General features: G+C 43.6%; 22 protein-coding genes and 1 pseudogene. 15 read left to right on the top strand and 8 right to left on the bottom strand.

What is annotated here, in order from left to right:
- Positions 1-8: 8 nt before the first annotated feature.
- Both FG24_RS11815 and FG24_RS11810 read right to left on the bottom strand, forming a co-directional pair.
- Positions 9-320 carry a DUF3301 domain-containing protein gene (locus FG24_RS11815; RefSeq protein ID WP_036303620.1) on the bottom strand — a complete coding sequence of 104 codons (312 nt, stop codon included), beginning with the start codon at positions 318-320 and terminating at the stop codon, positions 9-11.
- Positions 321-335: 15 nt separating this feature from the next.
- The gene (locus FG24_RS11810; protein WP_036303618.1) at positions 336-1,505 is read right to left on the bottom strand and encodes a PilT/PilU family type 4a pilus ATPase; all 1,170 of its coding nucleotides are present in this window, start codon (positions 1,503-1,505) and stop codon (positions 336-338) included.
- 170 nt (positions 1,506-1,675) lie between these two features.
- Here FG24_RS11810 and FG24_RS11805 point away from each other — a divergent pair, with 170 nt between their 5' ends.
- Both FG24_RS11805 and FG24_RS11800 read left to right on the top strand, forming a co-directional pair.
- Complete coding sequence (locus FG24_RS11805) at positions 1,676-2,350, top strand: hypothetical protein (RefSeq protein WP_036303616.1); 675 nt, start codon at positions 1,676-1,678, stop codon at positions 2,348-2,350.
- Positions 2,351-2,530: 180 nt separating this feature from the next.
- Positions 2,531-3,721: an ammonium transporter gene (locus FG24_RS11800; protein ID WP_036303615.1), complete on the top strand. Its 1,191-nt coding sequence runs from the start codon at positions 2,531-2,533 to the stop codon at positions 3,719-3,721.
- 99 nt (positions 3,722-3,820) lie between these two features.
- Here FG24_RS11800 and FG24_RS11795 read toward each other — a convergent pair whose 3' ends face one another.
- Positions 3,821-4,090 (bottom strand): zf-TFIIB domain-containing protein, encoded by a 270-nt coding sequence (locus tag FG24_RS11795; RefSeq protein WP_036303613.1) that lies wholly within the window; start codon positions 4,088-4,090, stop codon positions 3,821-3,823.
- 228 nt (positions 4,091-4,318) lie between these two features.
- On the opposite strand from FG24_RS11795, the gene ispD reads away from it, so the two are divergent.
- The 4 genes from ispD (at position 4,319) to FG24_RS12690 (ending at position 7,548) form a co-directional block, all read left to right on the top strand.
- Positions 4,319-5,008: a 2-C-methyl-D-erythritol 4-phosphate cytidylyltransferase gene (gene ispD / locus FG24_RS11790; protein WP_036303611.1), complete on the top strand. Its 690-nt coding sequence runs from the start codon at positions 4,319-4,321 to the stop codon at positions 5,006-5,008.
- Positions 5,008-5,481 carry a 2-C-methyl-D-erythritol 2,4-cyclodiphosphate synthase gene (ispF, locus tag FG24_RS11785; protein ID WP_304413743.1) on the top strand — a complete coding sequence of 158 codons (474 nt, stop codon included), beginning with the start codon at positions 5,008-5,010 and terminating at the stop codon, positions 5,479-5,481. Before ispD ends, ispF begins: the two co-directional genes overlap by 1 nt.
- Positions 5,482-5,502: 21 nt before the next feature.
- The gene (locus FG24_RS11780; RefSeq protein WP_036303608.1) at positions 5,503-7,326 is read left to right on the top strand and encodes an ABC transporter ATP-binding protein; all 1,824 of its coding nucleotides are present in this window, start codon (positions 5,503-5,505) and stop codon (positions 7,324-7,326) included.
- Positions 7,327-7,422: 96 nt separating this feature from the next.
- Positions 7,423-7,548, top strand: a complete 126-nt coding sequence (locus FG24_RS12690) for a DUF1348 family protein (protein ID WP_235189771.1) — start codon at positions 7,423-7,425, stop codon at positions 7,546-7,548.
- A gap of 144 nt (positions 7,549-7,692) precedes the next feature.
- On the opposite strand, the gene FG24_RS11775 is transcribed toward FG24_RS12690, so the two are convergent.
- Entirely contained in the window at positions 7,693-8,220 is a 528-nt protein-coding gene (locus FG24_RS11775) for a hypothetical protein (protein WP_036303607.1), read from the bottom strand.
- A 368-nt stretch (positions 8,221-8,588) separates the two neighbouring features.
- Here FG24_RS11775 and FG24_RS12590 point away from each other — a divergent pair.
- Positions 8,589-8,672: pseudogene (locus tag FG24_RS12590) on the top strand (DUF1348 family protein); the annotation flags it as partial.
- 235 nt (positions 8,673-8,907) lie between these two features.
- Here FG24_RS12590 and FG24_RS11770 read toward each other — a convergent pair.
- A complete protein-coding gene (locus tag FG24_RS11770; RefSeq protein ID WP_036303605.1) occupies positions 8,908-9,288 on the bottom strand; it encodes a flagellar protein FlaG in 381 nt (126 codons plus the stop codon).
- 431 nt (positions 9,289-9,719) lie between these two features.
- On the opposite strand from FG24_RS11770, the gene FG24_RS11765 reads away from it, so the two are divergent.
- The 4 genes from FG24_RS11765 to ccoG all read left to right on the top strand — a co-directional run bounded on the left by FG24_RS11765 (position 9,720) and on the right by ccoG (position 15,105).
- A complete protein-coding gene (locus FG24_RS11765; RefSeq protein ID WP_036303603.1) occupies positions 9,720-11,150 on the top strand; it encodes a PLP-dependent aminotransferase family protein in 1,431 nt (476 codons plus the stop codon).
- A 135-nt stretch (positions 11,151-11,285) separates the two neighbouring features.
- Positions 11,286-13,046, top strand: coding sequence for a nitrite/sulfite reductase (locus tag FG24_RS11760; protein WP_036303601.1), 1,761 nt, complete (start codon positions 11,286-11,288; stop codon positions 13,044-13,046).
- Positions 13,039-13,572 (top strand): DUF934 domain-containing protein, encoded by a 534-nt coding sequence (locus tag FG24_RS11755; protein ID WP_036303600.1) that lies wholly within the window; start codon positions 13,039-13,041, stop codon positions 13,570-13,572. The genes FG24_RS11760 and FG24_RS11755 overlap by 8 nt, the downstream gene beginning before the upstream one ends.
- Positions 13,573-13,668: 96 nt before the next feature.
- The gene (gene ccoG, locus FG24_RS11750) at positions 13,669-15,105 is read left to right on the top strand and encodes a cytochrome c oxidase accessory protein CcoG (RefSeq protein WP_036303598.1); all 1,437 of its coding nucleotides are present in this window, start codon (positions 13,669-13,671) and stop codon (positions 15,103-15,105) included.
- A gap of 137 nt (positions 15,106-15,242) precedes the next feature.
- Here ccoG and FG24_RS11745 read toward each other — a convergent pair whose 3' ends face one another.
- The 3 genes from FG24_RS11745 to FG24_RS11735 form a co-directional block, all read right to left on the bottom strand.
- The gene (locus FG24_RS11745; protein WP_036303597.1) at positions 15,243-15,776 is read right to left on the bottom strand and encodes a Smr/MutS family protein; all 534 of its coding nucleotides are present in this window, start codon (positions 15,774-15,776) and stop codon (positions 15,243-15,245) included.
- Between the two features lie 74 nt (positions 15,777-15,850).
- Complete coding sequence (gene trxB / locus FG24_RS11740) at positions 15,851-16,801, bottom strand: thioredoxin-disulfide reductase (RefSeq protein ID WP_036303596.1); 951 nt, start codon at positions 16,799-16,801, stop codon at positions 15,851-15,853.
- Between the two features lie 169 nt (positions 16,802-16,970).
- Positions 16,971-17,435, bottom strand: coding sequence for a Dps family protein (locus FG24_RS11735; protein ID WP_036303595.1), 465 nt, complete (start codon positions 17,433-17,435; stop codon positions 16,971-16,973).
- A gap of 141 nt (positions 17,436-17,576) precedes the next feature.
- Between FG24_RS11735 and FG24_RS11730 the strand changes: the two genes are divergently transcribed.
- The 4 genes from FG24_RS11730 to serS all read left to right on the top strand — a co-directional run bounded on the left by FG24_RS11730 (position 17,577) and on the right by serS (position 23,322).
- Positions 17,577-19,889 carry a DNA translocase FtsK gene (locus FG24_RS11730; RefSeq protein ID WP_369797037.1) on the top strand — a complete coding sequence of 771 codons (2,313 nt, stop codon included), beginning with the start codon at positions 17,577-17,579 and terminating at the stop codon, positions 19,887-19,889.
- Between the two features lie 50 nt (positions 19,890-19,939).
- Positions 19,940-20,590, top strand: coding sequence for an outer membrane lipoprotein chaperone LolA (gene lolA, locus FG24_RS11725; protein ID WP_051901602.1), 651 nt, complete (start codon positions 19,940-19,942; stop codon positions 20,588-20,590).
- Positions 20,591-20,616: 26 nt separating this feature from the next.
- Positions 20,617-21,924, top strand: a complete 1,308-nt coding sequence (locus tag FG24_RS11720; protein WP_036303589.1) for a replication-associated recombination protein A — start codon at positions 20,617-20,619, stop codon at positions 21,922-21,924.
- 123 nt (positions 21,925-22,047) lie between these two features.
- Positions 22,048-23,322: a serine--tRNA ligase gene (gene serS / locus FG24_RS11715; protein ID WP_036303586.1), complete on the top strand. Its 1,275-nt coding sequence runs from the start codon at positions 22,048-22,050 to the stop codon at positions 23,320-23,322.
- Positions 23,323-23,341: the final 19 nt, after the last annotated feature.

Below are 23,341 nucleotides of genomic sequence, written 5' to 3'. Positions count from 1 at the left end.
AATTTGGTTTAATTGACTGGTTGTAGATAAGGTGGAATATGCCAATAGCCTAGCTGATTACCTAATAGCATAAGGTGACAATGTAGGCGGTCATTGCCACTAGCGCTGACATCAAACTCGTAAGTGCGTAAAAACTGCACATGTCCGCGGCGGTTGCGCCCCAGCCATATTCTGCTACAAGCGACAGACTCATCTAGTAATTGCAAGTTAAATCTTGCCGCAAGTTCGCTACCCAGTAAGATTGCGCGTTCACGTTTATTTAGACTGTCGATCCAAAACCAGCCGATGGCCAATAATATAATAATTAAGATTGTTTCCATTAATGCATGCTCATTCTATAAAGGTTCTATTGCCGATTCTTCAGGCTCATCGTCATGTAGTGATAGGCTGTCAACTTTTGATACGTTGTTAGCATTACCCGCGTTCTTGCCATGAAGTTTGAATCGGAGTCTCAGTTCATTGATGGAGTCTGCATTACGCAGGGCATCATCTTCAGTAATGCGGCCTTCTTCACATAAATTAAAGAGGGCTTGATCAAATGTTTGCATACCAAGCTCTGTAGATTTAGCCATAATCTCTTTAATCATGCTGGTCTCACCTTTTAGAATGAGATCAGAGATTAACGGAGAGTTGAGCAGAATTTCAATAGCGGCGCAGCGGCCGCCACCTGTCCTTGAAACCAAACGTTGCGAAACAAATGCCCGTAGATTGAGCGATAAATCCATGTGCAACTGTGCGTGGCGCTCTTCAGGGAAAAAGTTGATAATGCGGTCAATCGCTTGGTTGGCACTATTTGCATGCAGAGTTGCCATGCAAAGATGACCTGTTTCTGCAAACGCCAACGCAAACTCCATAGTCTCTCTGTCGCGGATTTCACCAATAAAAATCACATCAGGTGCTTGGCGTAATGTGTTTTTGAGGGCGTTAAACCAGCCGTTGGTATCTCTGCCGACTTCACGGTGCGTGATTAAACAGTTTTTACTTTGGTGCACATACTCTACTGGGTCTTCTACCGTAATAATATGCCCGTAACTGTTTTCATTACGATAATCAATTAGCGCGGCTAATGTGGTTGACTTGCCAGAGCCAGTGCCACCGACTAAGATCACTAAGCCCCGCTTAGAAAGCGTGACGTTTTTTAAGATATGAGGTAAGCCTAAATCATCAAACTTGGGAATATCTGTTGTAATAGTGCGTAGCACCATGCCAACTTTTTCTTGCTGAATGAAGACGTTGACGCGGAAGCGGCCTATCTCTTTAGGCCAAATAGCAAAGTTACATTCTTTCTCAGTACTAAATTCAGAGCGCTGCTTCTCATTCATCAGTGCATCCGCAAACGCTTTGGTATGCTCACCAGTCAGTTTTTGCTGGGTAACTGGTGTCATTTTTCCATCGATTTTCATTGCGGGTGGAAAGTCAGCCGAGATAAATAAGTCCGAGGCTTTTTTATCAAGCATGCCACGTAAAAGATTATGCATGTAATTAAGCGCTTGTTCGTTTGTCATTCAATAAACCTTATCTATTGGGGTTACAATATGGCACGAGTTAATTCATAATTAAACAAGACTTCATAACCAAAGTGGTTGTTGATGTCATTGTATTTAACTTAATTGTAAGCGAACATTCGTATCATCAGCCATTGTTTTACACGATTAATGATAAGAGCTACCACTGAATGAATGAAATGCGTGAAAAAGAAGCCATCGATGCTTATTTAAAGTTGCTACAAGTGAAAGGCGCGAGCAGTGGCGTGTTGCATAAACGTTCATTGTTCTTAGATCGTTTAGCGACAGCTCTTGTAGGGCAAGCGCTAGATGGCGACACTTATCGAGATGTTGTTGAGATCGTGATGGAGTCGATTCCTGCTGATGGCTGGCATGATAGCCTCACAACAGCGCGTGAATTTTATCCATTTTGGGTCAAGGATTTTAAAGCGATTGCCGCTTTAAATATTAACCCAGGTTTTGATGTGAAGCCGATTGATTGGAAGCCGGTTCAGGCAACACTAAAATTGCTTTCAGATAGTTTGGAAACGGAAAAATTTGAAGCTTCTGAAAACTGGCCTTTAAAAGCATACACACAAGCATTGCGCTTTGAAGGTGCCGAGCAATCCTTGGTAGATACCCGCATCAAGTTAGCCAAAATTATATTAATTCGTTTGCGCACTGCACCAGATAAAGACAATAAAGCCTACCGTGCAGCAGTTGATCTTACTTTACCCTTATTTACAATTAAGCATAGCCGGCGCTTATTTTTAGTGGTGGTGCGTGAGTTCTATCACTTTTGGTCCGGTAACCCAAGTGCTGCCAGTATGGTACTTAAAGAAGGTTCTGGTAACGCATTAATTTAACTCGTCAACTCTACCCCTAAAGTCATTTTGCCCAAAATTGGTGCAATGCACTCATGATGGCACAATATAAGTGCATAATTTTCATGGTGTATTTTCTCATCCCCATACAAAACAATAGGTTATGTTTTGGCGTGATATTTGCTTAATTTGCGGGGCTTAAAATATTAATAGGTGATTGAAATGGAAGCATTAGTCTCAGCAAATGATGTTTTATTTGTATTGCTTGGCGCCATTATGGTGCTTGCAATGCACGCAGGTTTTGCCTTTTTGGAGGTTGGTACCGTCAGGCATAAAAATCAGGTCAATGCATTAGTGAAGATCATGGTAGATTTCTCAGTATCTACCATTGCATACTTTTTTATTGGCTATAGTATTGCTTATGGTGTGGACTTTTTTAGCGGTGCTGAAGTGTTGGCGGCTAAAAATGGTTTTGATTTAGTTAAATTTTTCTTCTTACTAACTTTTGCAGCCGCGATTCCAGCCATTATTTCAGGCGGTATTGCGGAGCGCGCGAAGTTTAATCCTCAAATGGTTGCTACTTTTGCAGTCGTTGGTTTTGTCTATCCATTTTTTGAAGGCATCACTTGGAATGGTCATTACGGATTGCAAGATTGGTTAAAAGCAACAACAGGCGCGGCATTCCATGATTTTGCTGGTTCAGTTGTTGTGCATGCCATGGGCGGTTGGATTGCGCTGACAGCCGTAGTTTTGCTTGGTGCACGCAATGGACGTTACAGTAAAGATGGCCGATTACATGCTTATCCACCTTCAAACATTCCATTTTTAGCGCTAGGTGCATGGATACTGACCGTTGGCTGGTTTGGTTTTAATGTGATGTCTGCTCAATCTATTCAAGGCATTACTGGGCTAGTGGCAGTGAACTCCTTGATGGCGATGGTGGGCGGTACCTTAGCTGCTTTAATCATTGGTAAAAATGACCCAGGCTTTGTACATAATGGCCCTCTAGCTGGGTTGGTTGCAGTTTGTGCTGGCTCAGATGTGATGCACCCACTAGGTGCATTGGTGACTGGTTCAATTGCTGGTGTGCTATTTGTTTGGACCTTTACGTTAACGCAGCAACGCTGGAAAATTGACGATGTATTGGGTGTTTGGCCACTACACGGGCTATGCGGTGCGTGGGGCGGGGTTGCCGCAGGTATCTTTGGGCTTAAAGCCTTGGGTGGAATTGGTGGTGTGAGTTTAACATCACAGTTAATCGGCACAACTATCGGCATTGCCGTTGCATTGATTGGTGGTTTTGTTGTGTATGGTCTATTGAAAAAATTTGTTGGTATTCGGCTCACGGCTGAAGAGGAATACGATGGTGCCGATTTGACGATTCATAAAATCCCATCTACAACAAACGATTGATTTTTAAATAATCTTTGTCTGGTAGCATTAAGAGAAAGCCCTGAGTATATATTCAGGGCTTTTTTTGTATGAAGGTACGCGTTACGTGAAAAATGTTACCTAGAAGTCAAATAGGTCTTCAAAAAAACTTTCTTTTCTTTTTTTCTTTTGGTGATAGTGCTCCTGCTGAGTCGGTTCGGAATATTTTTGATTGTCAGTATTGTATGTTGCTGATTTTGCTAAATTATTCACACCATGGTTTTTATCAATTATTTTGTCTAGCTCACCTCGGTCCAACCAAACGCCTCTGCACTCGGGGCAATAGGCAATTTCTACCCCTTGTCTTTCAGACATGATTAAAGTCGTGTTGATGCATGTTGGGCATTTCATTACATTTTCCTTTTTAAAAATAGCACCCGTTCAGATTGGTACGCAGGTAAAAAAGTTCTTCAATATAATTCATTATCTAAACGTAAATGGTTGCTTGATCTTATTGTATTAATTTAATCTAATCTAAATTTTTCTGGGTGCAGGGGATGCTGTGCACTTTATTTTCAGGGTCAATAAGGTGGCTATGTTAAAATCTAAGTATGATTTTTAAATTACTCACAGATTAATATGGCGCGCTTTCACATCGTTATTCCAGCAGCGGGTATTGGTAATAGAATGGAAACCGCTATTCCCAAACAGTATTTACCACTGTCTGGTAAGCCAATGATTTCTTACAGTATTCAAACATTCTTTGCATCCCCACGCATTGCCAGTATTAACTTAGCACTTAGCCCAGAAGATTTCTTTTGGCGTAATTTAGATTTGGCAGCTAATAGCCGACTGCAACTACATTACACCGGCGGGGAAACACGCGCGCAGACGGTGTTGAACACTTTGTATGCAGTAAAGTCACAAGTTGACGCAGATGATTGGATACTTGTGCATGATGCAGCTAGGCCAGGGCTAACATTAGCGTTGTTAGATATATTGCTAGATAGTTTAGAGAACGATGCTGTTGGCGGGCTACTTGCATTGCCGTTGGCTGACACTTTAAAGCAATCAAGTGCTGATGGTCGCGTAAAAGCTACGATTCCTCGTGATGGTTTGTGGCAAGCACAAACCCCACAAATGTTCCGTTATAGCTTATTAACCAATGCATTAGAAAGTTTTGATGGTGTTCCCACAGATGAAGCGCAGGCGGTAGAGGCGCTGGGCTTGGAACCTAAACTAGTGACCGGCTCACTAAGAAACATGAAAGTGACCTATCCACAAGATATGGCATTGATGGAAGTCTTCATGCAAAAGGAAATAGTATGATGAGAATTGGTCATGGGTTTGATGTACATGCCTTGGTTGTGGGGCGCCAATGCATCATTGGCGGCGTTGATATTCCCTTTGAAAAAGGGCTAGATGGGCATTCAGATGCTGATGTATTGTTACATGCAATCTGTGATGCGTTGCTGGGTGCTGTAGCGCTTGGTGATATTGGTAAACACTTTCCGCCTACAGATATGCGTTATAAAGGTATTGATTCTCGTCAGCTGCTTAAGCATGTCGTGAACTTGGTTAGAAATAGTGGCTATGTAGTGGGCAATATTGATGCTACTGTCATGTGTGAAGCCCCTAAGTTGGGACCGCATACTGCAACGATGTGCGCATATATCGCCGCAGATTGTGGTGTTGAGATCTCACAAATCAACGTTAAAGCGACCACTACTGAAAAGCTTGGCTTTACTGGACGTGGTGAAGGCATTGCCGCTGAAGCAGTATGTTTGTTGCAATCTATTTAAACGCAGACCGAAAAGAACCCTATGCTGCGCTGGTTTGAAAATCTATTAAATCCTTTTCCTGCAAACGAAATCGCACCTCCACCTAATGCGCTATGGCCATTTTTATGGTCCTGCACTAGAGGCTCGCGGTTATTTATTCTGGTGATGACATTCTTCACAGCCATGATTGGTGGCTTTGAGGCGATGCTGTTCGCAGTGATGGGTAAGGTGGTAGATTGGCTGAGTAAAACCTCACCAGAGCTACTATGGCAAACAGAGAAACACCGCCTATTGCTGTTGGCTGGTTTGTTAGTGTTTAGTGCAATATTAATTGCCGTACAAACGTTGATTAAGCATCAAACTCTAGCAGGGAATTTCCCAATGCGTTTACGTTGGAACTTTCATCGTTTAATGCTCGGCCAAAGCATGAGTTTTTACCAAGATGAATTTGCTGGTCGTGTTTCTGCAAAAGTGATGCAAACAGCATTAGCGGTGCGTGATGTCTGGTTTATTGTTGCGGATATCTTGGTGTTTGTGGTGATTTACTTTGTCACCATGGTGGCGGTCGTCGGGCACTTTAATGTAGTAGTAGTTCTGCCATTTTTGGTATGGGTGGTCTGTTATGTGATTTCACTCAGCTACTTTGTGCCACGCTTAGCTAAAGTTTCACAAAATCAGGCAGACGCACGCTCGTTAATGACTGGGCGCATCACTGACGCATATACCAATATCAGTACAGTTAAGTTGTTTTCACATGCAGGGCGTGAAGCCTATTATGCGAAGTCTGCCATGAGTGAATTTTTAGGCACTGTGCACAAACAAATGCGTTATGTGTCGGGTGTGGAATTTACCAATCATATTCTGAATATGCTATTGGTGATTGCAACTTCGGGTGTTGCATTATGGTTGTGGACGAAGAGCGAGGTCAGTGTCGGTGGTGTTGCTGCCGCAACGGCCATGGCATTGCGCCTCAACGGTATTTCACATTGGGTGATGTGGGAGCTTACTTCACTTTATGAGCATATAGGCACAGCACAGGATGGCGTTAATACGCTTTCATTAACGCAACAGATTGTCGATAAGCCCGATGCAAAACCTTTAAAAATCAGCATGGGTGAAATCGTATTTGATCAGGTAGATTTTGCGTATGGTATGCAGAAGTCAGTATTGAGAACGCTGAATCTAACCATTAAGCCAGGCGAAAAAGTGGGCTTGGTCGGGCGTTCTGGTGCTGGTAAATCTACCATTGTTAATTTGTTACTACGTTTCTATGATGTGGAACATGGTCGCGTATTGATTGATGGGCAAGACGTACGCGATGTAACGCAAAATAGCTTGCGTAGCCAAATTGCGATGGTGACACAAGATACATCGTTACTACATCGCAGTGTGCGCGATAACATCTTATATGGGCGTCCAAACGCGACAGAACAAGAGATGATCAATGCGGCTAACCGCGCAGAGGCACATGAGTTTATTTTAGGCTTGCGTGATGCCAAAGGGCGTACGGGATACGATGCACACGTAGGCGAGCGTGGTGTGAAACTTTCAGGCGGCCAACGCCAGCGTATTGCAATTGCCCGCGTGATATTGAAAGATGCGCCAATTTTGCTATTAGATGAAGCGACCAGCGCACTGGATTCTGAAGTAGAGCAGGCGATTCAAGCCAGTTTGTATGATTTGATGCAAGGGAAAACTGTTGTGGCCATTGCGCATCGCTTATCGACCATTGCCGCGATGGATAGGCTGATTGTGTTGGATGAGGGTCGAATTGTAGAAGAGGGTGACCATCAAGCGCTAATTAAGCAAGGCGGCCTCTATGCGACCTTATGGGCACATCAGAGTGGTGGTTTCCTAGGAGAGTAATTGGGTGAGTAAGATTTTTGGTAAATATTCCGGCAGTAATTTTATTGTTAGTTTTTAATAATACTTAATGTTCGGAGCTAAATATGTCTGTAACAAATGAAGTTAGACCACTCTTGCCACCATTTAGCCCGCGAAACAGCCATACAGAAAGTACGTTTAGCAGAGGATGGGTGGGGTAGCTGCGACCTGCAACCTGTATCACTTGTTTACACTCCAGAGTGAAAGTGACCATGAGAAAATTGTACGAGTTTCGCACGTTCAGAATCAAGAAAGTCGCGCTATATCCATGTACTTGGGTGACTTCCTGAGCCGAAACTACCGCACAGGCTCTATTGGATAAGCAAATGATTTATTCTAGCCAGCCGCTTATGCTTTTGGTGTTTCATCAACCACCATGCGTGAGCGCACCCGAGCCCAGTCCATGTCCCGCACCATTTCATTGAGGCCGCGCGCTGTCACTGATGGAAGGGCCGAGTCTGGGATGTTGGACGATGGCGAAACTTTCGGCTGCACAAAATTGCTATAGATTACTTTGCCTGAGATTGCTTGCATTAGTTCATCAAGGCGGGTTTTCGCCAAAGCTAAGCCTTGACCATTCTCGCTCAGCTTAAGGCCGGGTATATTCTGCTGGGTGGTCGTTATGCCAGAATCATAAACCGTCGCTAGCACTTTACCCTCTGACACCACTTGCGCATAGATCTGATCGGGATGCTGATTGGCGTAGCGCGCGCCAGCGGCCTCGCGCAGCGCCGTCTGCTCGTCGTGCAGTTTAAGTTCCTCAATCTGAGCTGGTGTGGCTGAAATAACAAAGTTCGGATTCTTCTTCGCCAGTTCGGCAATGGAAATGACCGTACCTTGCACGCGGTAAGGGTTGGCGGAATCTATGCGGGACATATTGGTCTGCTCCAGTGGTAGGTAATACCGTTAAATTAGTCCTGTTAAAGGATTGCTGGGAAGGAAAAATAACCTGCCACGCCACATCCGGTAATCCAGCCTAGTTTATACTAGTTTGTTCCGGAACCTGAAGCCATTTCAATCCTCAATATCTAGACGTTAAATAAAAGGCCTCTATAAAGATCTCTATATGGAACACTTCATTACTTAATCGAAAAATAATTGTGTTGCGATATATTGCAATGTTGATACATAGCGCGTCAACATGAATTTTATTTGAAGTGAATGGTCGCCGCTCACTACTTATTTAGAAGTTTTAAGTGCGAAGTTAAGTATTTAATTAGCCATAGCGTGGCTTGCTAGCCTATTTTGTGAAAGGGCGTGAGCCAATTGTTGAGTTTTTAACTCGGACATGGGTACGTGAATTGGAGTATCGCTTAATCAAAGAAATATGAGCATTTGACCAAACCATATCGCAGTACGATTTGCCTATGAGTGGCATAATGATTTAGATATTGTTATACCAATAATCGTGGTTATTCACTAAAATCTTGGTTATTAACAACGGATAATATGAATTTATATTACGGGCGGAGCATTTGCAATCAATATTGTGGCAATATGCAAATGCTCATTTCATAGGCGCTATACAAACAACGCGCCTAATGTCATGAAGTGAAAAGCTTCTTAAGCGCGTTCTCTTACTACTAAGCCTTGCAATCTGCCTAGCGTTTTTGAGAAGGCTAACACCTCTTCATTAGGAATTTGTCTGATCGTTTTTTGCGTGGCTGTATCAATGACTTTTACAATCATGCGTCCAGCTTCTTCATCCATGGAGAACTGAACTGTTTGTAATGCAGGTGCCACTAGCTCATTCAGTTTGTTCACTGCGGCAGTCAACATTGCTTTATTGGCTTCAGTTGAAGTTCTGTTTTCCGTTGTTTCTGCAGATTTTAGTGCTGAGCGATTAGCGTTAGCAGCCTGAGCAACTGATTTGGCATCGGTTGTTTGTTGCGTGCTGATTGGCATTTTTATGCCGCCGTAAGCATCTAGTGGAGAGTTGAACATGTTAGCCCTTAAAAATCGTGTCTTAAATTGTTATTGGTTAATAAATTAAGTTAAATCTTGCCGTATCTCATAGGTCTTTATCGGCAGCAAATTTAGATAATTTAGGGCTAGTATCAAAAATAATTGAAAATAATTTAATATTTTTATAAGTTATTAATTTATTCAATCACTTACACTGATTATTTTTTTAATATTTTTTATATTATTCTGAGATTTTTGGATTAAAACATCACATATCTATCTCGGTATCTAAATTATTCACCATTAAAACTACTATTTAAGCTTACTCTCTAAGTCTTTCATTATTGATTTATTCGTTTAATTCTAAGTATTCATATATCAATGATAAGAATCAGGTGTTATGCGTGGGTAGTATTTTTCTGTGCATAAGGTAGCATTCTGTTTGTACACATTAAGATAATCGGAACGTTATGAAGCTTTATGAGCAACTTGCTAATTCTATTGCTCAATCGATTCAGGAGGGTGTGCTTTGCCGTGGAGATAAGCTTCCTTCAGTGCGCCAAGCCAGTGCAAGTCGTAGCGTCAGTCCTGCCACTGTATTAGAGGCTTATTATCTTTTAGAAGCGCGAGGCTTGATTACTGCGCGTGAGCGCTCCGGTTATTTTGTGACGAGCGGTACTGTCAGTATCCCATCTTCGCCAGCGCCAGCTACTCTCAATCAATTAGAGTCAACGCAAGTGGATGTCAGCGAACTTGTATTTGAAGTGCTGGAATCTATTCGGCTCAAAAGTGTTGTGCCTTTGGGGTCAGCGTTTCCTAGCCCGTTATTATTTCCCAGGGCTAGTCTAGCCAAGACCATGGCGTCAAGTGTTCAGATTATGGATCCTTGGGCAAGTGTTGATAATTTAAGTGCTGGTGATATTAATCTTAGACGCCAGATAGCATTGCGCTACATGATTGATGGTCTGCATGTGACAACTGATGATATTGTTGTCACTAATGGTGCTTTGGAAGCATTGAATCTATGTTTGATGGCGGTTACCCGCCCTGGTGATACTGTTCTCATCGAATCCCCCACTTTTTATGCAGCTTTGCAATCCATAGAGCGTATTGGTTTGCGCGCTGTCGAGATTCCTAGTCACCCTAAAGATGGCATTGATTTAGCCGCCATGGAGCGTGCTATTCAGCAGCATCAGCCTAAAGCCTGCTGGTTGATGACTAATTTTCAGAATCCGTTGGGAAGTTTGCTCTCGAATGAGAAGAAGCAGGTATTGGTGGCGCTTATCACGCAATACCAAATCCCCTTGATTGAGGATGATGTTTATGGCGAGTTATACTTTGGTGATAAACGTCCGATGCCAGCCAAGGCGTTTGATACAGAAGGCTTGGTGATGCATTGCTCGTCATTTTCTAAATGCCTTGCGCCGGGCTATCGAGTGGGGTGGGTTGCCCCTGGCAGATATGCCAAAGCATTAGCGCGGCTGAAGTTAACCACAACCATCTCTGCATCTGTGCCGGCACAGGTGGCAATTGCCAAGTATCTGCAAAAAGGTGGATATGACAAGCATTTACGCAATTTGCGCCATACCTTATTGGTGAATCAAATCAAGTTTGTAGAAGCCATTGAGCGCTATTTCCCGGAAGGAACGTGTTTGACGTTACCGCAAGGTGGATATTTCTTATGGGTGAAACTGCCAGATGATGTGAATGCGCTTGAACTGCATAAGCTCGCACTGAGTAATGGTATTAGTATTGCGCCTGGCCCTATATTTTCTGCACAGCGTCACTTCACCAGCTATGTTCGCCTGAATTACGGACATATTTGGGATGCGCGTATCGAGGCGGCATTGTCAACGCTAGGTACTTTAGTATTCGGGATGATGAGCTCATCATCGACATAGTGCCACAGCTCATCTGTTATGCTTTTTTTATCTGCATCTGTCTCTGTTATTAATTGTTTCCAAACCTTAAGCTTTAGTCACTGTTAAAAATAATCATTTGGCTGTTTATCAACGCTAAATTTTTAAGGTGATTAAATGTATATCTATGATGAAATAGATCAGAAGTTGGTGGAGCAGCGTGTCGCCCAGTTTAGAGGGCAGACGCAACGGTTCCTTAATGGCCAGCTTACTGAAGATGAGTTTCGTATTTTGCGTTTGCAAAATGGTTTGTATATTCAACGGCATGCACCCATGCTACGCGTAGCGATTCCTTACGGCATGCTAACCTCAAAACAACTGCGTGCTTTAGCGTATGTTGCTCGGCGTTGGGATAAAGGTTATGCCCACTTAACTACCAGACAAAATATTCAGTTCAACTGGCCTAGGTTGGAAGATGCTCCGGATATTCTAGCTAAGCTTGCAACCGTGCAGATGCATGCGATTCAAACAAGTGGCAATTGTATTCGTAATACGACAACAGATCATTTTGCGGGTGTTGCGCATGACGAAATCATTAACCCACTCATCTGGTGTGAAATCATTAGGCAGTGGTCAATGTTACATCCGGAATTTGCATTCTTACCGCGTAAATTCAAAATTGCAGTGAGTGGGGCTAAGGCAGATAGAGCCGCGATTGGTGTGCATGACATAGGTCTGCAAGCAATTGAGCAGGATGGTGTCTTCGGATTTATGTGCTTTGTAGGCGGTGGCTTGGGTAGAACACCTATCGTAGGCAAGCTCATCAATCCGTTTGTTGCTTGGTATGACTTGTTAACTTATTTGCAGGCGACACTACGTGTGTACAACCTTCATGGCAGACGAGATAACAAATATAAAGCACGTATCAAGATACTTGTAAAAGACCTCACACCAGAAGTGTTCGCACAACAAGTGAATGAGCAGTGGGCACTCATTAAGGGTGGGGCTGACACGGTGACTGAAGACTTTGTGCGCAGTATTGCCAATAAATTTTCATGGCCGGTCTATGACACGGTGAGTGAAAATGATAACGCTGTCATGACCCAACATTTGGCGTCTAATGTTGCGTTTGCAAGATGGTTCCGTACTAATGTTCATCAGCATAAGGTTTCAGGATATTCAGCAGTGACCGTCTCACTAAAGGCGACGGGCTCTGCTCCTGGCGATATTACGGCTGACCAAATGGAGGTGCTTGCTGAAATGGCTGATAGCTATGGGTTTGGTGAGTTGCGTGTCTCTCATGAGCAAAATATTATTCTGCCAGATGTGAGAATCGATGCACTTTATACCTTATGGCAAGAGCTCAATGTGCTTAATCTTGCAACGCCTAATATTGGGCTAATTACCAATATTATTGCTTGCCCCGGCGGTGATTATTGTAGTTTGGCAAATGCTGTTTCTATTCCAGTTGCAACTGCGATTCAGCAAAGATTTGATGATTTAGATTATGTGCATGAAATTGGTGAGCTTGATCTTAATTTATCTGGTTGCATGAACTCATGTGGGCATCATCATGTTGGCCATATTGGAATTTTGGGCGTGGATAAAGCAGGTGAGGAGTGGTACCAAATCACCATTGGCGGTAGACAATCTGGTGCACTCCATTCAGAGACCAAATCAAGTAAAGACAACGATGAAAGTTCAAGGTGTGGCGCAAGCGCGGCAATTGGTCGGGTTATAGGCCCTTCATTTGCACGTGAGCAAGTGCCAGATGTGATCGCGCGTTTAATTCAAACATATTTAACGCTAAGAGAAAGTGATGTTGAGCGATTTATTGATGTGGTTGACCGAGTTGGCATTGATCCTTTTAAAAAAGAAGTCTATGCAGACCCGCTACTTTCAAAGACTGCAAACTTAGTGAGGGAATCTAATGTCTGAGCCTAACATGAACCTAATACGAGGTGGTCTGCTTGAAGTGAATCATGTGCAATGCTTTGATGTTGAGAATGAATTGGCATTGTCGGTTCCACCTGATGAAACAGACTGGATGATGACATTAGATAGCTGGTTTAAGCATCAGCTGACATTGGCTAATCGTCAATTTCCTGTCGCGATATTAATCCCATCAGATGCTGATCTTGATGATGACCCCAATCAGCAGATAAAAGCGTTGTGCCAAGCAAATATTGCGTTTATTGCGATAGATTTTCCTAGTTATACCGATGGCCGCGGATATTCATTGGCGCAATTATTAAGAAATGTCTACGGATGGACTGGCGAGCTAAGAGCTGTGGGGGATGTGATGATTGATACAGTGTATTACTTGGCTAGATGCGGTTTTGATAGCTTTCTTGTGAAGCAAGGGCACGATTCTCAATTGGCATTAGAAGCTTTAAACACATTTACCGATACTTATCAAAAATCATATCGCCAACCGATTCAGAGGTTAAGTGAGCAGGACTAAGCAGTCTTATCCAAGTAACCTTAACCAAGCAATCTTAAAACAAGCAATCTTAAATAATTTAAACGTGAGTCATTTAATTGTAAGCAAGGACCTCAAATGACAGATACTAAAGCCACATCTAAGAAAATAATCCCGATTGTCAGTGACCCTGCAAAGGGTGGGTTTATGCCGATGTATGAAGCACAAGCTAAGATATACCCACGCAATACCTTTGGTTTCTTTAAGAACTGGCGCTGGGTGATGATATGGATCACGCAGATTGTGTTTTATGGCGTGCCATGGTTGCAGTGGGGCGATCGTCAAGCCATGTTGTTAGACATTAGTACGCATCGCTTTTACATCTTTGGCTTGGTGTTATACCCGCAAGATTTGATTTACTTAGTGGTCATCTTAATTATTGCTGCATTAGCTTTATTCTTATTTACAGCGGTTGCAGGCCGGCTTTGGTGTGGGTTCTCATGCCCGCAATCCGTCTATACGGAGATATTCTTATGGATGGAACGTAAGATTGAAGGGGATAGAGCCGCTCGTATGCGTTTAGATGGCATGAAGTTTGGGTTTAAAAAGTTGTACATAAAGTCCCTAAAACATTTTGCTTGGATTAGTTTCTCGATGGTGACTGGCTTTACGTTCTTGGGATACTTTTCACCCATCCGTGATTTATTAGATAGCATTGTTCAGATCCGCCTAAGCCCTTGGGAAACATTTTGGATTTTCTTTTATGGCTTAGCGACTTATGGCAACGCAGGGTTTTTGCGTGAGCAAGTATGTAAGCATATGTGCCCTTACGCACGATTTCAGAGTGCGATGTTTGATAACGATACGCTGATTGTGACTTATGATCAGGAGCGTGGAGAGCCTCGTAGCGGTCGCTCTAGAAAAGTGGATGCAAAACAAGAGGGCTTGGGCGATTGTATTGATTGCAACTTTTGCGTGCAAGTATGCCCGGTAGGTATCGATATCCGCAATGGTTTGCAATATGAGTGCATTAGTTGTGGGCTATGTGTAGATGCATGTAACAGCATTATGGATAAGATGAGCTATCCGCGTGGTCTGATTCGGTTCACTACCCAAAACGGCCTTGCTCAGCATTGGACAAAACATCAAGTCATACAAAAGATACTACGTCCAAGAGTGCTTATCTATAGCGCGTTATTGTTACTTCTTTCGGCTGGGTTGGTTGCATCATTAGCAATGCGACCAGCGTTTAAGGTGGATATCAATCGTGACCGTGGCGTGATGTCTAGGTTGGTTGCTGGCGGTAAGATAGAGAATGTTTATCAATTACAAATAACTAATGTCACTGAAGTGGTGGAGTCCTATCATGTGACAGTGAGCGGTTTAGATGGACTGTCAATGGCATCAAGAAATCAATTCACGGTAGATCCTGCCAATGAACGATTGGTGGCGGTGAGCTTGCAATTACCCGATGGTGCGGTACGTAGCGGTACACATCCTATTATGTTTGAAATTGAAGCATTAGGTAGTAAAGAGCGCATCACACAAAAATCTATTTTTTACATGCCTAGATAGAGGTAGATTTGAGATTGAAATCAAGAGGTGCATCAGTGCCTCTTGGTAATCGTGCAGTTTAAATACTATTGATGTATTTAAACTGCTTTCACTATTTGTAAACCGTTTAATTCTAAACGGTTTAATTTGTAATTCTTTTAGGCTTTTAACAGCACAATCACTGCGCCACTGCCGCCATCTTGTTTGCGCGCCTCTGCATAGGCAATCACTTCATCGCGCTGCATTAACCAGCCACGTAATTTATGTTTAAGCACAGGCTCGCGGTTGCGGGAGCCTAATCCTTTGCCATGCACAATGCGTACACAGCGGATACCACGTTTTTTGCAGTCATTTAAAAAAGTGGCAACGTAAAGTCTTGCTTCGTCACTGATTAAGCCGTGCAGGTCAATGGCTGCTTGTATTACCCAATGGCCGCGTCGTAATTTGCTTAAAATGTCAGGAGAGTGCCCATCACGTAGGTAAAGTAATTCTTCGCCAGTTTCTAAATCATGTGCTGGGATATAGTAGTCACTTAGCGAGTCAGCCAAAGCCTGTTGTTCGTCGCGAATGAATTGTTTTGGGATTGGTTTTGGGCGTAGCGGTGCGTGGTGCACGCGTTTTGGTTTGAGTGGGCGCGCATCTTTAACTGCTTCTAAAAACAGTTCAACTTCGTTGTCGTTTGCGTCTTCCACAATGTTGAGGCTCTGTTGAGTAAGTGAGGGTGGTAGGGATACCACACTCACTTGTACCTATTTCAAATAATCACTTATTTTGCGTGATCTAAATAACGTTCTGCATCCAGTGCTGCCATGCAGCCTGTGCCTGCACTAGTCACAGCTTGGCGATAGATATGGTCTTGCACATCACCTGCAGCAAAAACACCAGGCACGCTAGTTGCGGTTGCATTACCGGCACGACCCATGTGCGTCACAATGTAGCCGCCTTCCATCTCCAGTTGGCCTTCAAAGATATCAGTATTTGGTTTATGACCAATCGCAATGAATACGCCCTGTAATGCAACGTCTTTAGTGCTACCGTCATTCACATTTTTAATGCGCATACCAGTCACGCCAGTGTTGTCACCAAGCACTTCATCTAGCGTAGCAAATGTTTCCAGTACGATTTTACCTTCAGCCACGCGCGCCATCAGCTTGTCGACCAAAATTGCTTCAGCTTTAAATTTATCGCGGCGGTGAACTAGTGTCACTTTGCTTGCGATATTTGCTAGGTATAAAGCCTCTTCAACCGCAGTGTTGCCACCACCAATCACAGCAACCTCTTGGTTTCTGTAGAAAAAGCCATCGCAGGTTGCACATGCAGATACACCTTTACCTGAGAATGCCTCTTCACTTGGCAGGCCTAGGTATTTTGCAGAGGCACCAGTCGCAATAATCAATGCATCACATGTGTATTCACCGCTATCACCCACTAAACGAATAGGTTTTTCAGATAAGTGAGTGGTGTGAATATGATCAAAAATCATTTCAGTATTAAAACGCTCTGCATGCTTTTGAAAACGCTCCATGAGCTCTGGGCCTTGCACGCCATCTGCGTCAGCTGGCCAGTTATCAACCTCAGTGGTGGTCATCAGTTGGCCGCCTTGAGCAATACCGGTAATTAACACTGGTTTAAGGTTAGCGCGTGCAGCGTAAACAGCGGCCGAGTAACCTGCTGGACCTGAGCCCAAAATGAGTAGTTTGGCGTGACGTGTTGCCATAGTGTATTGCTTTCTTGATTAATATTGAGTTTTATACGTTGGGTGTGTCGGTGTGTTTTTCAAGTAAACAGCATAATATCTAAGTATTTTTAGACTTTAGGCCAACTAGATAGTTAACATTGTGCTACTTAAGCTGGGCTTATATCCAAAGGTGCTGAAAAATATTTTATTATTTTTCTAATAAGCTACGTAGCATCCATGCGGTTTTTTCATGTACTTGTAGACGTTGTGTGAGTAAATCGGCAGTTGCCTCGTCTGATGCTGAATCGGCGCTAGGAAATACAGCGCGTGCTGTGCGGCAAACGGCTTCGTGACCAGCCACTAGTTCAGCAATCATGTCTTGTGCTTTCGGCACAGAGTCAGACTCTTTAATAGAGCTAAGCTTTGCAAAATCTCGATAGGTGCCTGGTGCATATACATCTAAGGCACGAATGCGCTCAGCCACTAAATCTACCGCGAGTGCTAACTCGTTATATTGCGTTTCGAACATTAAGTGTAGCGTGTTGAACATTGGACCAGTGACGTTCCAATGAAAATAGTGGGTTTTTAAATATAAGGTGTAAGTGTCTGCTAAAAGATGCGAAAGGCCTTGTGCAATATTTTTTCTATCTTCTTCTTTGATGCCAATATCCATAGTGAACTCCTGATAGGACCTTTGTTCAAGGTCTTACAACGTTTTATGATTCATAATTGAGAATGATATTCTAATCCCTACGCAGCGACTTTGATACTGCTATAATTAAATCTGACATTCAAAATACGTTAAAGGTTTATCTTGTTTTTCAAAAAATCTAAACCGGTTAATGCTCGCCGTGAAGCTGAAGTAATTAAATCTAATGCCCTAGCTAATACGCTCATTAAAGAAGCTTGGTGGTTGGGTTTAGTGCTTATCGGGCTGTATATTACTGTCATTCTTTTTACTTATAATCCCAATGACTCCTCTTGGTCGCACATCGCGCCAGATGGCGCTATGATCCAAAATAGCGGTGGTAGTGTAGGCGCCTGGATTTCAGATTTACTACTCTATGTGTTTGGCTTTTCAGCCTGGTGGTGGGCAGTCTTGGCTTTTTATGCCATGTGGTTTGTCTATTTGGCGTTAGAAGCTGTTGATCAGAGTGAAAAACCATTCCTGCTGTTTAATTTTTTCGGTTTTGCTTTGTTGCTGGTTGCATCAAGCGCACTAGAGGCTGGGCATCTGGTTAAATTACCTGCACTATTGCCAGACAGTTCCGGCGGGATGTTAGGGGTTGCTGTAGATGCTGGTTTACGTGGCTTATTTGGCTATACCGGCTCTAGCATGTTGTTATTGCTTATGTTTGTAGTTGGGTTTAGTTTGTTCACGGGGTGGTCTTGGATTATGATCACCGAGAAGTTTGGTGCATTTTTGATTACTAGCTATGAGTTTATCAAACTTAAATGGCAAGACTGGCAAGATAGAAAAGCAGGTAAAGCAGTAGAGCAAGAGCGCATTGAATACGTAAAAAGTGAGCGTAAGCGCGTGGTGGATCGTGAGCCTGTACAAATTGAAACGCCAGTGCTCGAAATTGCACAGAGCGCTCGTGTGCAAAAAGAAAAACAAGTGCCATTGTTTGATACACATCCAGATACCCCATTACCACCGATACATTTGTTGGATGAGCCATCTGGTTCAGTGGAGCTGCCCTCTGCTGAAACTTTGGATTTCACCTCGCGTTTAATCGAACGTAAGCTGATGGATTTTGGCATAGAAGTGAAAGTGTTAACCGCTTTGCCAGGGCCTGTGATTACCCGCTATGAATTAGAGCCTGCTGCGGGTGTTAAAGGCAGCCAAGTGACTAATCTGGTGAAAGACTTGGCACGTGCCTTATCTGTGGTCAGTGTACGTGTAGTAGAGACAATTCCTGGCAAAACCTGCATGGGTTTAGAGATTCCTAATCCTAAGCGTCAGATTGTATACTTATCTGAAATTATGGGTAGTCAAGCGTATGCCGACGTACATTCGCCACTCGCTATTTCTTTAGGTAAAGACATTGGCGGTAAACCTGCAGTGGCTGACCTCGCTAAAATGCCACACGTACTGGTTGCCGGTACTACTGGCTCTGGTAAGTCTGTTGCCATTAATGCGCTGATTTTAAGTTTGCTTTATAAAGCAGATGCCAGCCAAGTGCGTATGATATTGATAGACCCTAAAATGTTGGAGCTGTCAGTCTATGAGGGCATTCCACATTTATTAGCACCTGTTGTGACGGATATGCGCCAAGCTGCGAATGCCTTAAATTGGTGTGTGGCTGAGATGGAACGGCGCTACAAATTGATGTCTATGCTTGGTGTGCGTAACCTTGCTGGGTATAACCAAAAGATTAAAGAAGCAGATAAAGCCGGAGAGAAGATTCCGCATCCATTTAGCTTAACGCCAGATGAACCTGAGCCATTAGAAGAAATGCCGTTAATCGTTGTAGTAATTGATGAGTTGGCTGATTTGATGATGGTCGTAGGCAAAAAAGTAGAGGAGCTGATTGCGCGATTAGCACAAAAAGCCCGCGCTTCAGGTATTCACTTGGTGTTGGCAACGCAACGCCCATCAGTCGATGTGATTACCGGCTTGATTAAAGCTAACGTGCCTACACGTATTTCTTTCCAAGTATCTAGCAAAATTGACTCACGTACCATTCTTGACCAAATGGGCGCAGAAGCCTTATTGGGCCAAGGCGATATGTTGTATATGCCGCCAGGTACGGGTTACCCAACGCGTATTCATGGCGCTTTTGTATCCGACCAAGAAGTACATAAGGTAGTTGATTATCTTAAAGCCCAAGGTGAACCGAATTACATTGATGGCATTCTAACGAATGAAGCTGAAGAGGGGGGCGGTGACTTTGTCGCTGGCGCTTCTGGTAATAGCGGTGCAGAAGTTGACCCACTCTATGATGAGGCTGTTGGCATTGTGCTTAAATCGCGCCGAGCCAGTATCTCTTCTGTACAGCGTCAACTGCGCATTGGCTATAACCGTGCAGCACGTTTAATTGAAGACATGGAACGTGCAGGCTTGGTTTCTGCAATGCAGAGTAATGGTAATCGCGAGGTATTAGCACCGCACCATGAGCCTTAACTTTAAGAGCCTTAATTTTTAAAAGAAATGACACGTTGAATTTAATGAAAATGATAACTCCCCAAAACCTTACTTCTTTGTACCCCAAGCTGATAAAAAGTCTGCTTGTTTTACCCGTTTTGCTAACAGTGCAACAAGTACAAGCGGACGGCTTGGATAGTGTAAAGATGTTCTATGAGAAAACACAGTCGGTGCGTGCAAACTTTCACCAAACAGTGACTGATAGGCAGGGGCGTAAAGTGCAAGAAGTGCATGGCACCATGCAGCTTAAGCGGCCTAATAAATTCAGATGGGATTACAACAAACCTTATGAACAGCAGATTATTAGTGATGGTAAGCAGGTGTGGTTATATGACACAGAGCTAGCACAAGTAACTGTCCGTGATACCACTAAAGCCCTTGGTTCTAGCCCGGCAGCATTATTAGCTGGTGGAAAAGCGATTGAAGAGAGCTTTACGCTGACCAATACAAATAATAAAGATAGTTTAGATTGGGTGAGCGCACAACCTAAAGACAAAGAGTCTGGATTTGAGAAGATATTATTGGGGTTTAAAGATAATCGAATTCAAGAAATGACTTTGGTAGACAGCTTTGGTCACCATACGAAAATTGTTTTTACGAACGTAGAAGTTAATCCATCACTCAATGAAAAATCATTTTTATTTAAAGCACCTAAGGGTGTTGATGTGGTGGGTGAGTAATACGTGGTGAAAGATGCCAATTTATTTTGAATAGTTTATTTACACCTAACACACCAGAGGCGCCGCTAGCTGAGCGGCTACGTCCTAAGGCCTTAGATGAGGTTGTGGGGCAGTCACACCTGCTTGGTGTCGGTAAGCCTTTACGTTTAGCGTTTCAGTCTGGTAAGTTGCCTTCGATGATTTTGTGGGGGCCGCCTGGCGTTGGTAAAACGACGCTAGCGCGCTTGATTGCCAATACCGCAGATGCTGAATTTATTCCTATCTCTGCCGTGCTATCTGGCATCAAAGATATTCGTGAAGCGGTAGAGCGTGCAGAGCTAACCTTGCAACAGCATGGGCGTAAGACGATACTTTTTGTAGATGAGGTGCATCGTTTTAATAAAGGTCAGCAAGATGCGTTTCTGCCTTTTGTTGAAAGTGGCCTGATTACTTTTATTGGCGCCACCACTGAAAATCCATCTTTTGAGGTCAATAGTGCGTTACTAAGCCGAGCACAGGTGTTTGTGCTTAACTCGCTGTCAGAAGCGGAATTATCATTGTTACTTGATCGTGCGCAACAACTAGTGGCGGCAGGGGTAACCGTTACAGCAGAAGTACGTGAGCAAGTGTTGGCCTATGCTGATGGTGATGCAAGGCGACTGCTCAACTTTGCAGAAGGTTTATTTAACGCGGCGCAAGGTGCAGGCATTGCTGAAATTGATGAAGCATTTTTGCAAACCACGATGGCAAGTAAGCTACGCCGGTTTGATAAAGGTGGTGAGGCATTCTACGACCAAATTTCTGCATTACATAAATCAGTCCGCGGCTCTAACCCGGATGCTGCTTTATATTGGTTTTTACGTATGATTGATGGCGGCGCAGACCCCCTTTATCTAGGGCGACGCATTGTACGGATGGCGGTTGAAGATATAGGCATTGCGGACCCGCGTGCACAAACCATGGCCTTAGAAGCTTGTCAGATTTACGAGCGACTTGGCTCGCCCGAAGGCGAGTTGGCATTATCAAATGCCGTGATTTACTTGGCAGTGGCTGCAAAAAGCAATGCCGCTTATATGGCTTACAATCAGGCTAAAGCCTTTGTTGCGCAGGATAAATCTCGCCCGGTTCCACTGCATTTAAGAAATGCGCCTACTAAACTCATGAAAGCATTAGATTACGGTAAAGAGTATCGTTATGCTCACAACGAGCCAAACGCATATGCCGCAGGGGAGAGTTACTTTCCAGACGATTTGCCGCCACAACAGTTTTACTCTCCCACACCGCGCGGTCTTGAGGGTAAAATAGCGGAAAAATTAGCACACTTACGTGAGCTTGATAAAAAAGCAAAAAAATAGGCAGCGATAAGGCAGTTGTCTTAGTCAACTATTTAAGTTGAGCCTTTTGATTATCATTATTCAAAAGAGCCTCTTAATGTAGTGGCCTTAATCAGCATGCAACAGCATAAATAAGGGATTCAAATGTTAGACATTCAAGCATTAAGAAATGATTTAGATGGCGTAGTGAGCCAGTTAAAAGCGCGTGGTTTTGAGTTTGATGCAGCTAAATTCAGTGCATTAGAGCAAGCGCGTAAAACCGTTCAAACCAATACGCAAGATTTGCAGGCAAAGCGCAATAATGCATCTAAGCAAATCGGTTTTGCAAAGTCTAAAGGTGAGGATGTAAGCACTATCATGGCTGAAGTGGCTGGCTTGGGTGAGCAGTTAAAAGCAGGAGAAGCACGTTTGGCAGAGTTGCAGGCAGAGTTGCAAAGTATGTTGCTGAATGTACCAAACTTGCCACATTCAAGTGTGCCACAAGGTAAGTCTGAAGCTGATAACGTAGAAGTGCGCAAAGTAGGCACGCCACGGTCTTTTGACTTTGAAATTAAAGACCACACAGACGTTGGCACCCCACTTGGTTTAGATTTCGATACTGGCGCTAAGTTATCAGGTGCACGCTTCACGTTAATGCGTGGGCAGATTGCCAAAATGCATCGTGCGCTTGCGCAGTTTATGCTGGATACTCAAACCGAACAGCATGGTTACGAAGAGTGTTATACCCCATATCTCGTCAATACTGAAACCTTGACTGGTACAGGTCAACTGCCGAAGTTTGAAGAAGATCTATTCTCTTTAGCGCATAATGACAGCAAGTTGTATCTGATTCCGACCTCAGAAGTCACCCTGACCAATACGGTGCGCGATGCAATTGTACCGTTTGAATCTCTGCCAATTAAACTTACCGCACATACGCCTTGTTTCCGTTCTGAAGCTGGTTCATATGGGCGCGATACCAAAGGCATGATACGCCAGCACCAATTTGATAAAGTTGAAATGGTACAAATCGTCCATCCTGAAACAAGCTATGACGCGCTAGAGGAAATGGTCGGGCATGCCGAGAATATCTTAAAAGCATTAGGCTTGCCTTACCGTGTGGTGTCGCTGTGCACCGGTGATATGGGCTTTGGTGCGGCAAAAACCTATGATTTAGAAGTATGGCTGCCAGCGCAAAATACTTATCGCGAAATTTCGTCTGTTTCTAATTGTGAGGCGTTCCAAGCACGCCGTTTACAAGCAAGATTCCGTAATGAAAGCGGTAAACCAGAGTTAGTGCATACCTTAAATGGTTCTGGTTTAGCAGTAGGCCGTACGCTGGTGGCTGTGTTGGAAAATTACCAGAATGCAGATGGCAGCGTCACCGTGCCAGAAGTATTAAGACCGTATATGAATAATCTTACCGTGATCAAGGCCTAACTTGACCTAGATACAGTAA

This window comes from Methylotenera sp. L2L1, from assembly GCF_000744605.1.
Lineage (GTDB): Bacteria > Pseudomonadota > Gammaproteobacteria > Burkholderiales > Methylophilaceae > Methylotenera.
Note: the sequence above shows the minus strand (reverse complement) of the source record. Positions and strands in the feature narration are given on the sequence as shown.

What these genes read in the sequence shown, in the direction of transcription:
- trxB (WP_036303596.1), bottom strand. Translation starts at nt 16,801, where the DNA reads ATGGCAACACGTCACGCCAAACTACTCATTTTGGGCTCAGGTCCAGCA.
- FG24_RS11810 (WP_036303618.1), bottom strand. Translation starts at nt 1,505, where the DNA reads ATGACAAACGAACAAGCGCTTAATTACATGCATAATCTTTTACGTGGC.
- ccoG (WP_036303598.1), top strand. Translation starts at nt 13,669, where the DNA reads ATGACAGATACTAAAGCCACATCTAAGAAAATAATCCCGATTGTCAGT.
- FG24_RS11770 (WP_036303605.1), bottom strand. Translation starts at nt 9,288, where the DNA reads ATGTTCAACTCTCCACTAGATGCTTACGGCGGCATAAAAATGCCAATC.
- ispF (WP_304413743.1), top strand. Translation starts at nt 5,008, where the DNA reads ATGAGAATTGGTCATGGGTTTGATGTACATGCCTTGGTTGTGGGGCGC.
- FG24_RS12690 (WP_235189771.1), top strand. Translation starts at nt 7,423, where the DNA reads ATGAAGTTAGACCACTCTTGCCACCATTTAGCCCGCGAAACAGCCATA.
- FG24_RS11755 (WP_036303600.1), top strand. Translation starts at nt 13,039, where the DNA reads ATGTCTGAGCCTAACATGAACCTAATACGAGGTGGTCTGCTTGAAGTG.
- serS (WP_036303586.1), top strand. Translation starts at nt 22,048, where the DNA reads ATGTTAGACATTCAAGCATTAAGAAATGATTTAGATGGCGTAGTGAGC.
- FG24_RS11735 (WP_036303595.1), bottom strand. Translation starts at nt 17,435, where the DNA reads ATGGATATTGGCATCAAAGAAGAAGATAGAAAAAATATTGCACAAGGC.
- FG24_RS11805 (WP_036303616.1), top strand. Translation starts at nt 1,676, where the DNA reads ATGAATGAAATGCGTGAAAAAGAAGCCATCGATGCTTATTTAAAGTTG.
- FG24_RS11760 (WP_036303601.1), top strand. Translation starts at nt 11,286, where the DNA reads ATGTATATCTATGATGAAATAGATCAGAAGTTGGTGGAGCAGCGTGTC.
- ispD (WP_036303611.1), top strand. Translation starts at nt 4,319, where the DNA reads ATGGCGCGCTTTCACATCGTTATTCCAGCAGCGGGTATTGGTAATAGA.
- FG24_RS11815 (WP_036303620.1), bottom strand. Translation starts at nt 320, where the DNA reads ATGGAAACAATCTTAATTATTATATTATTGGCCATCGGCTGGTTTTGG.
- lolA (WP_051901602.1), top strand. Translation starts at nt 19,940, where the DNA reads ATGATAACTCCCCAAAACCTTACTTCTTTGTACCCCAAGCTGATAAAA.
- FG24_RS11780 (WP_036303608.1), top strand. Translation starts at nt 5,503, where the DNA reads ATGCTGCGCTGGTTTGAAAATCTATTAAATCCTTTTCCTGCAAACGAA.
- FG24_RS11765 (WP_036303603.1), top strand. Translation starts at nt 9,720, where the DNA reads ATGAAGCTTTATGAGCAACTTGCTAATTCTATTGCTCAATCGATTCAG.
- FG24_RS11775 (WP_036303607.1), bottom strand. Translation starts at nt 8,220, where the DNA reads ATGTCCCGCATAGATTCCGCCAACCCTTACCGCGTGCAAGGTACGGTC.
- FG24_RS11795 (WP_036303613.1), bottom strand. Translation starts at nt 4,090, where the DNA reads ATGAAATGCCCAACATGCATCAACACGACTTTAATCATGTCTGAAAGA.
- FG24_RS11800 (WP_036303615.1), top strand. Translation starts at nt 2,531, where the DNA reads ATGGAAGCATTAGTCTCAGCAAATGATGTTTTATTTGTATTGCTTGGC.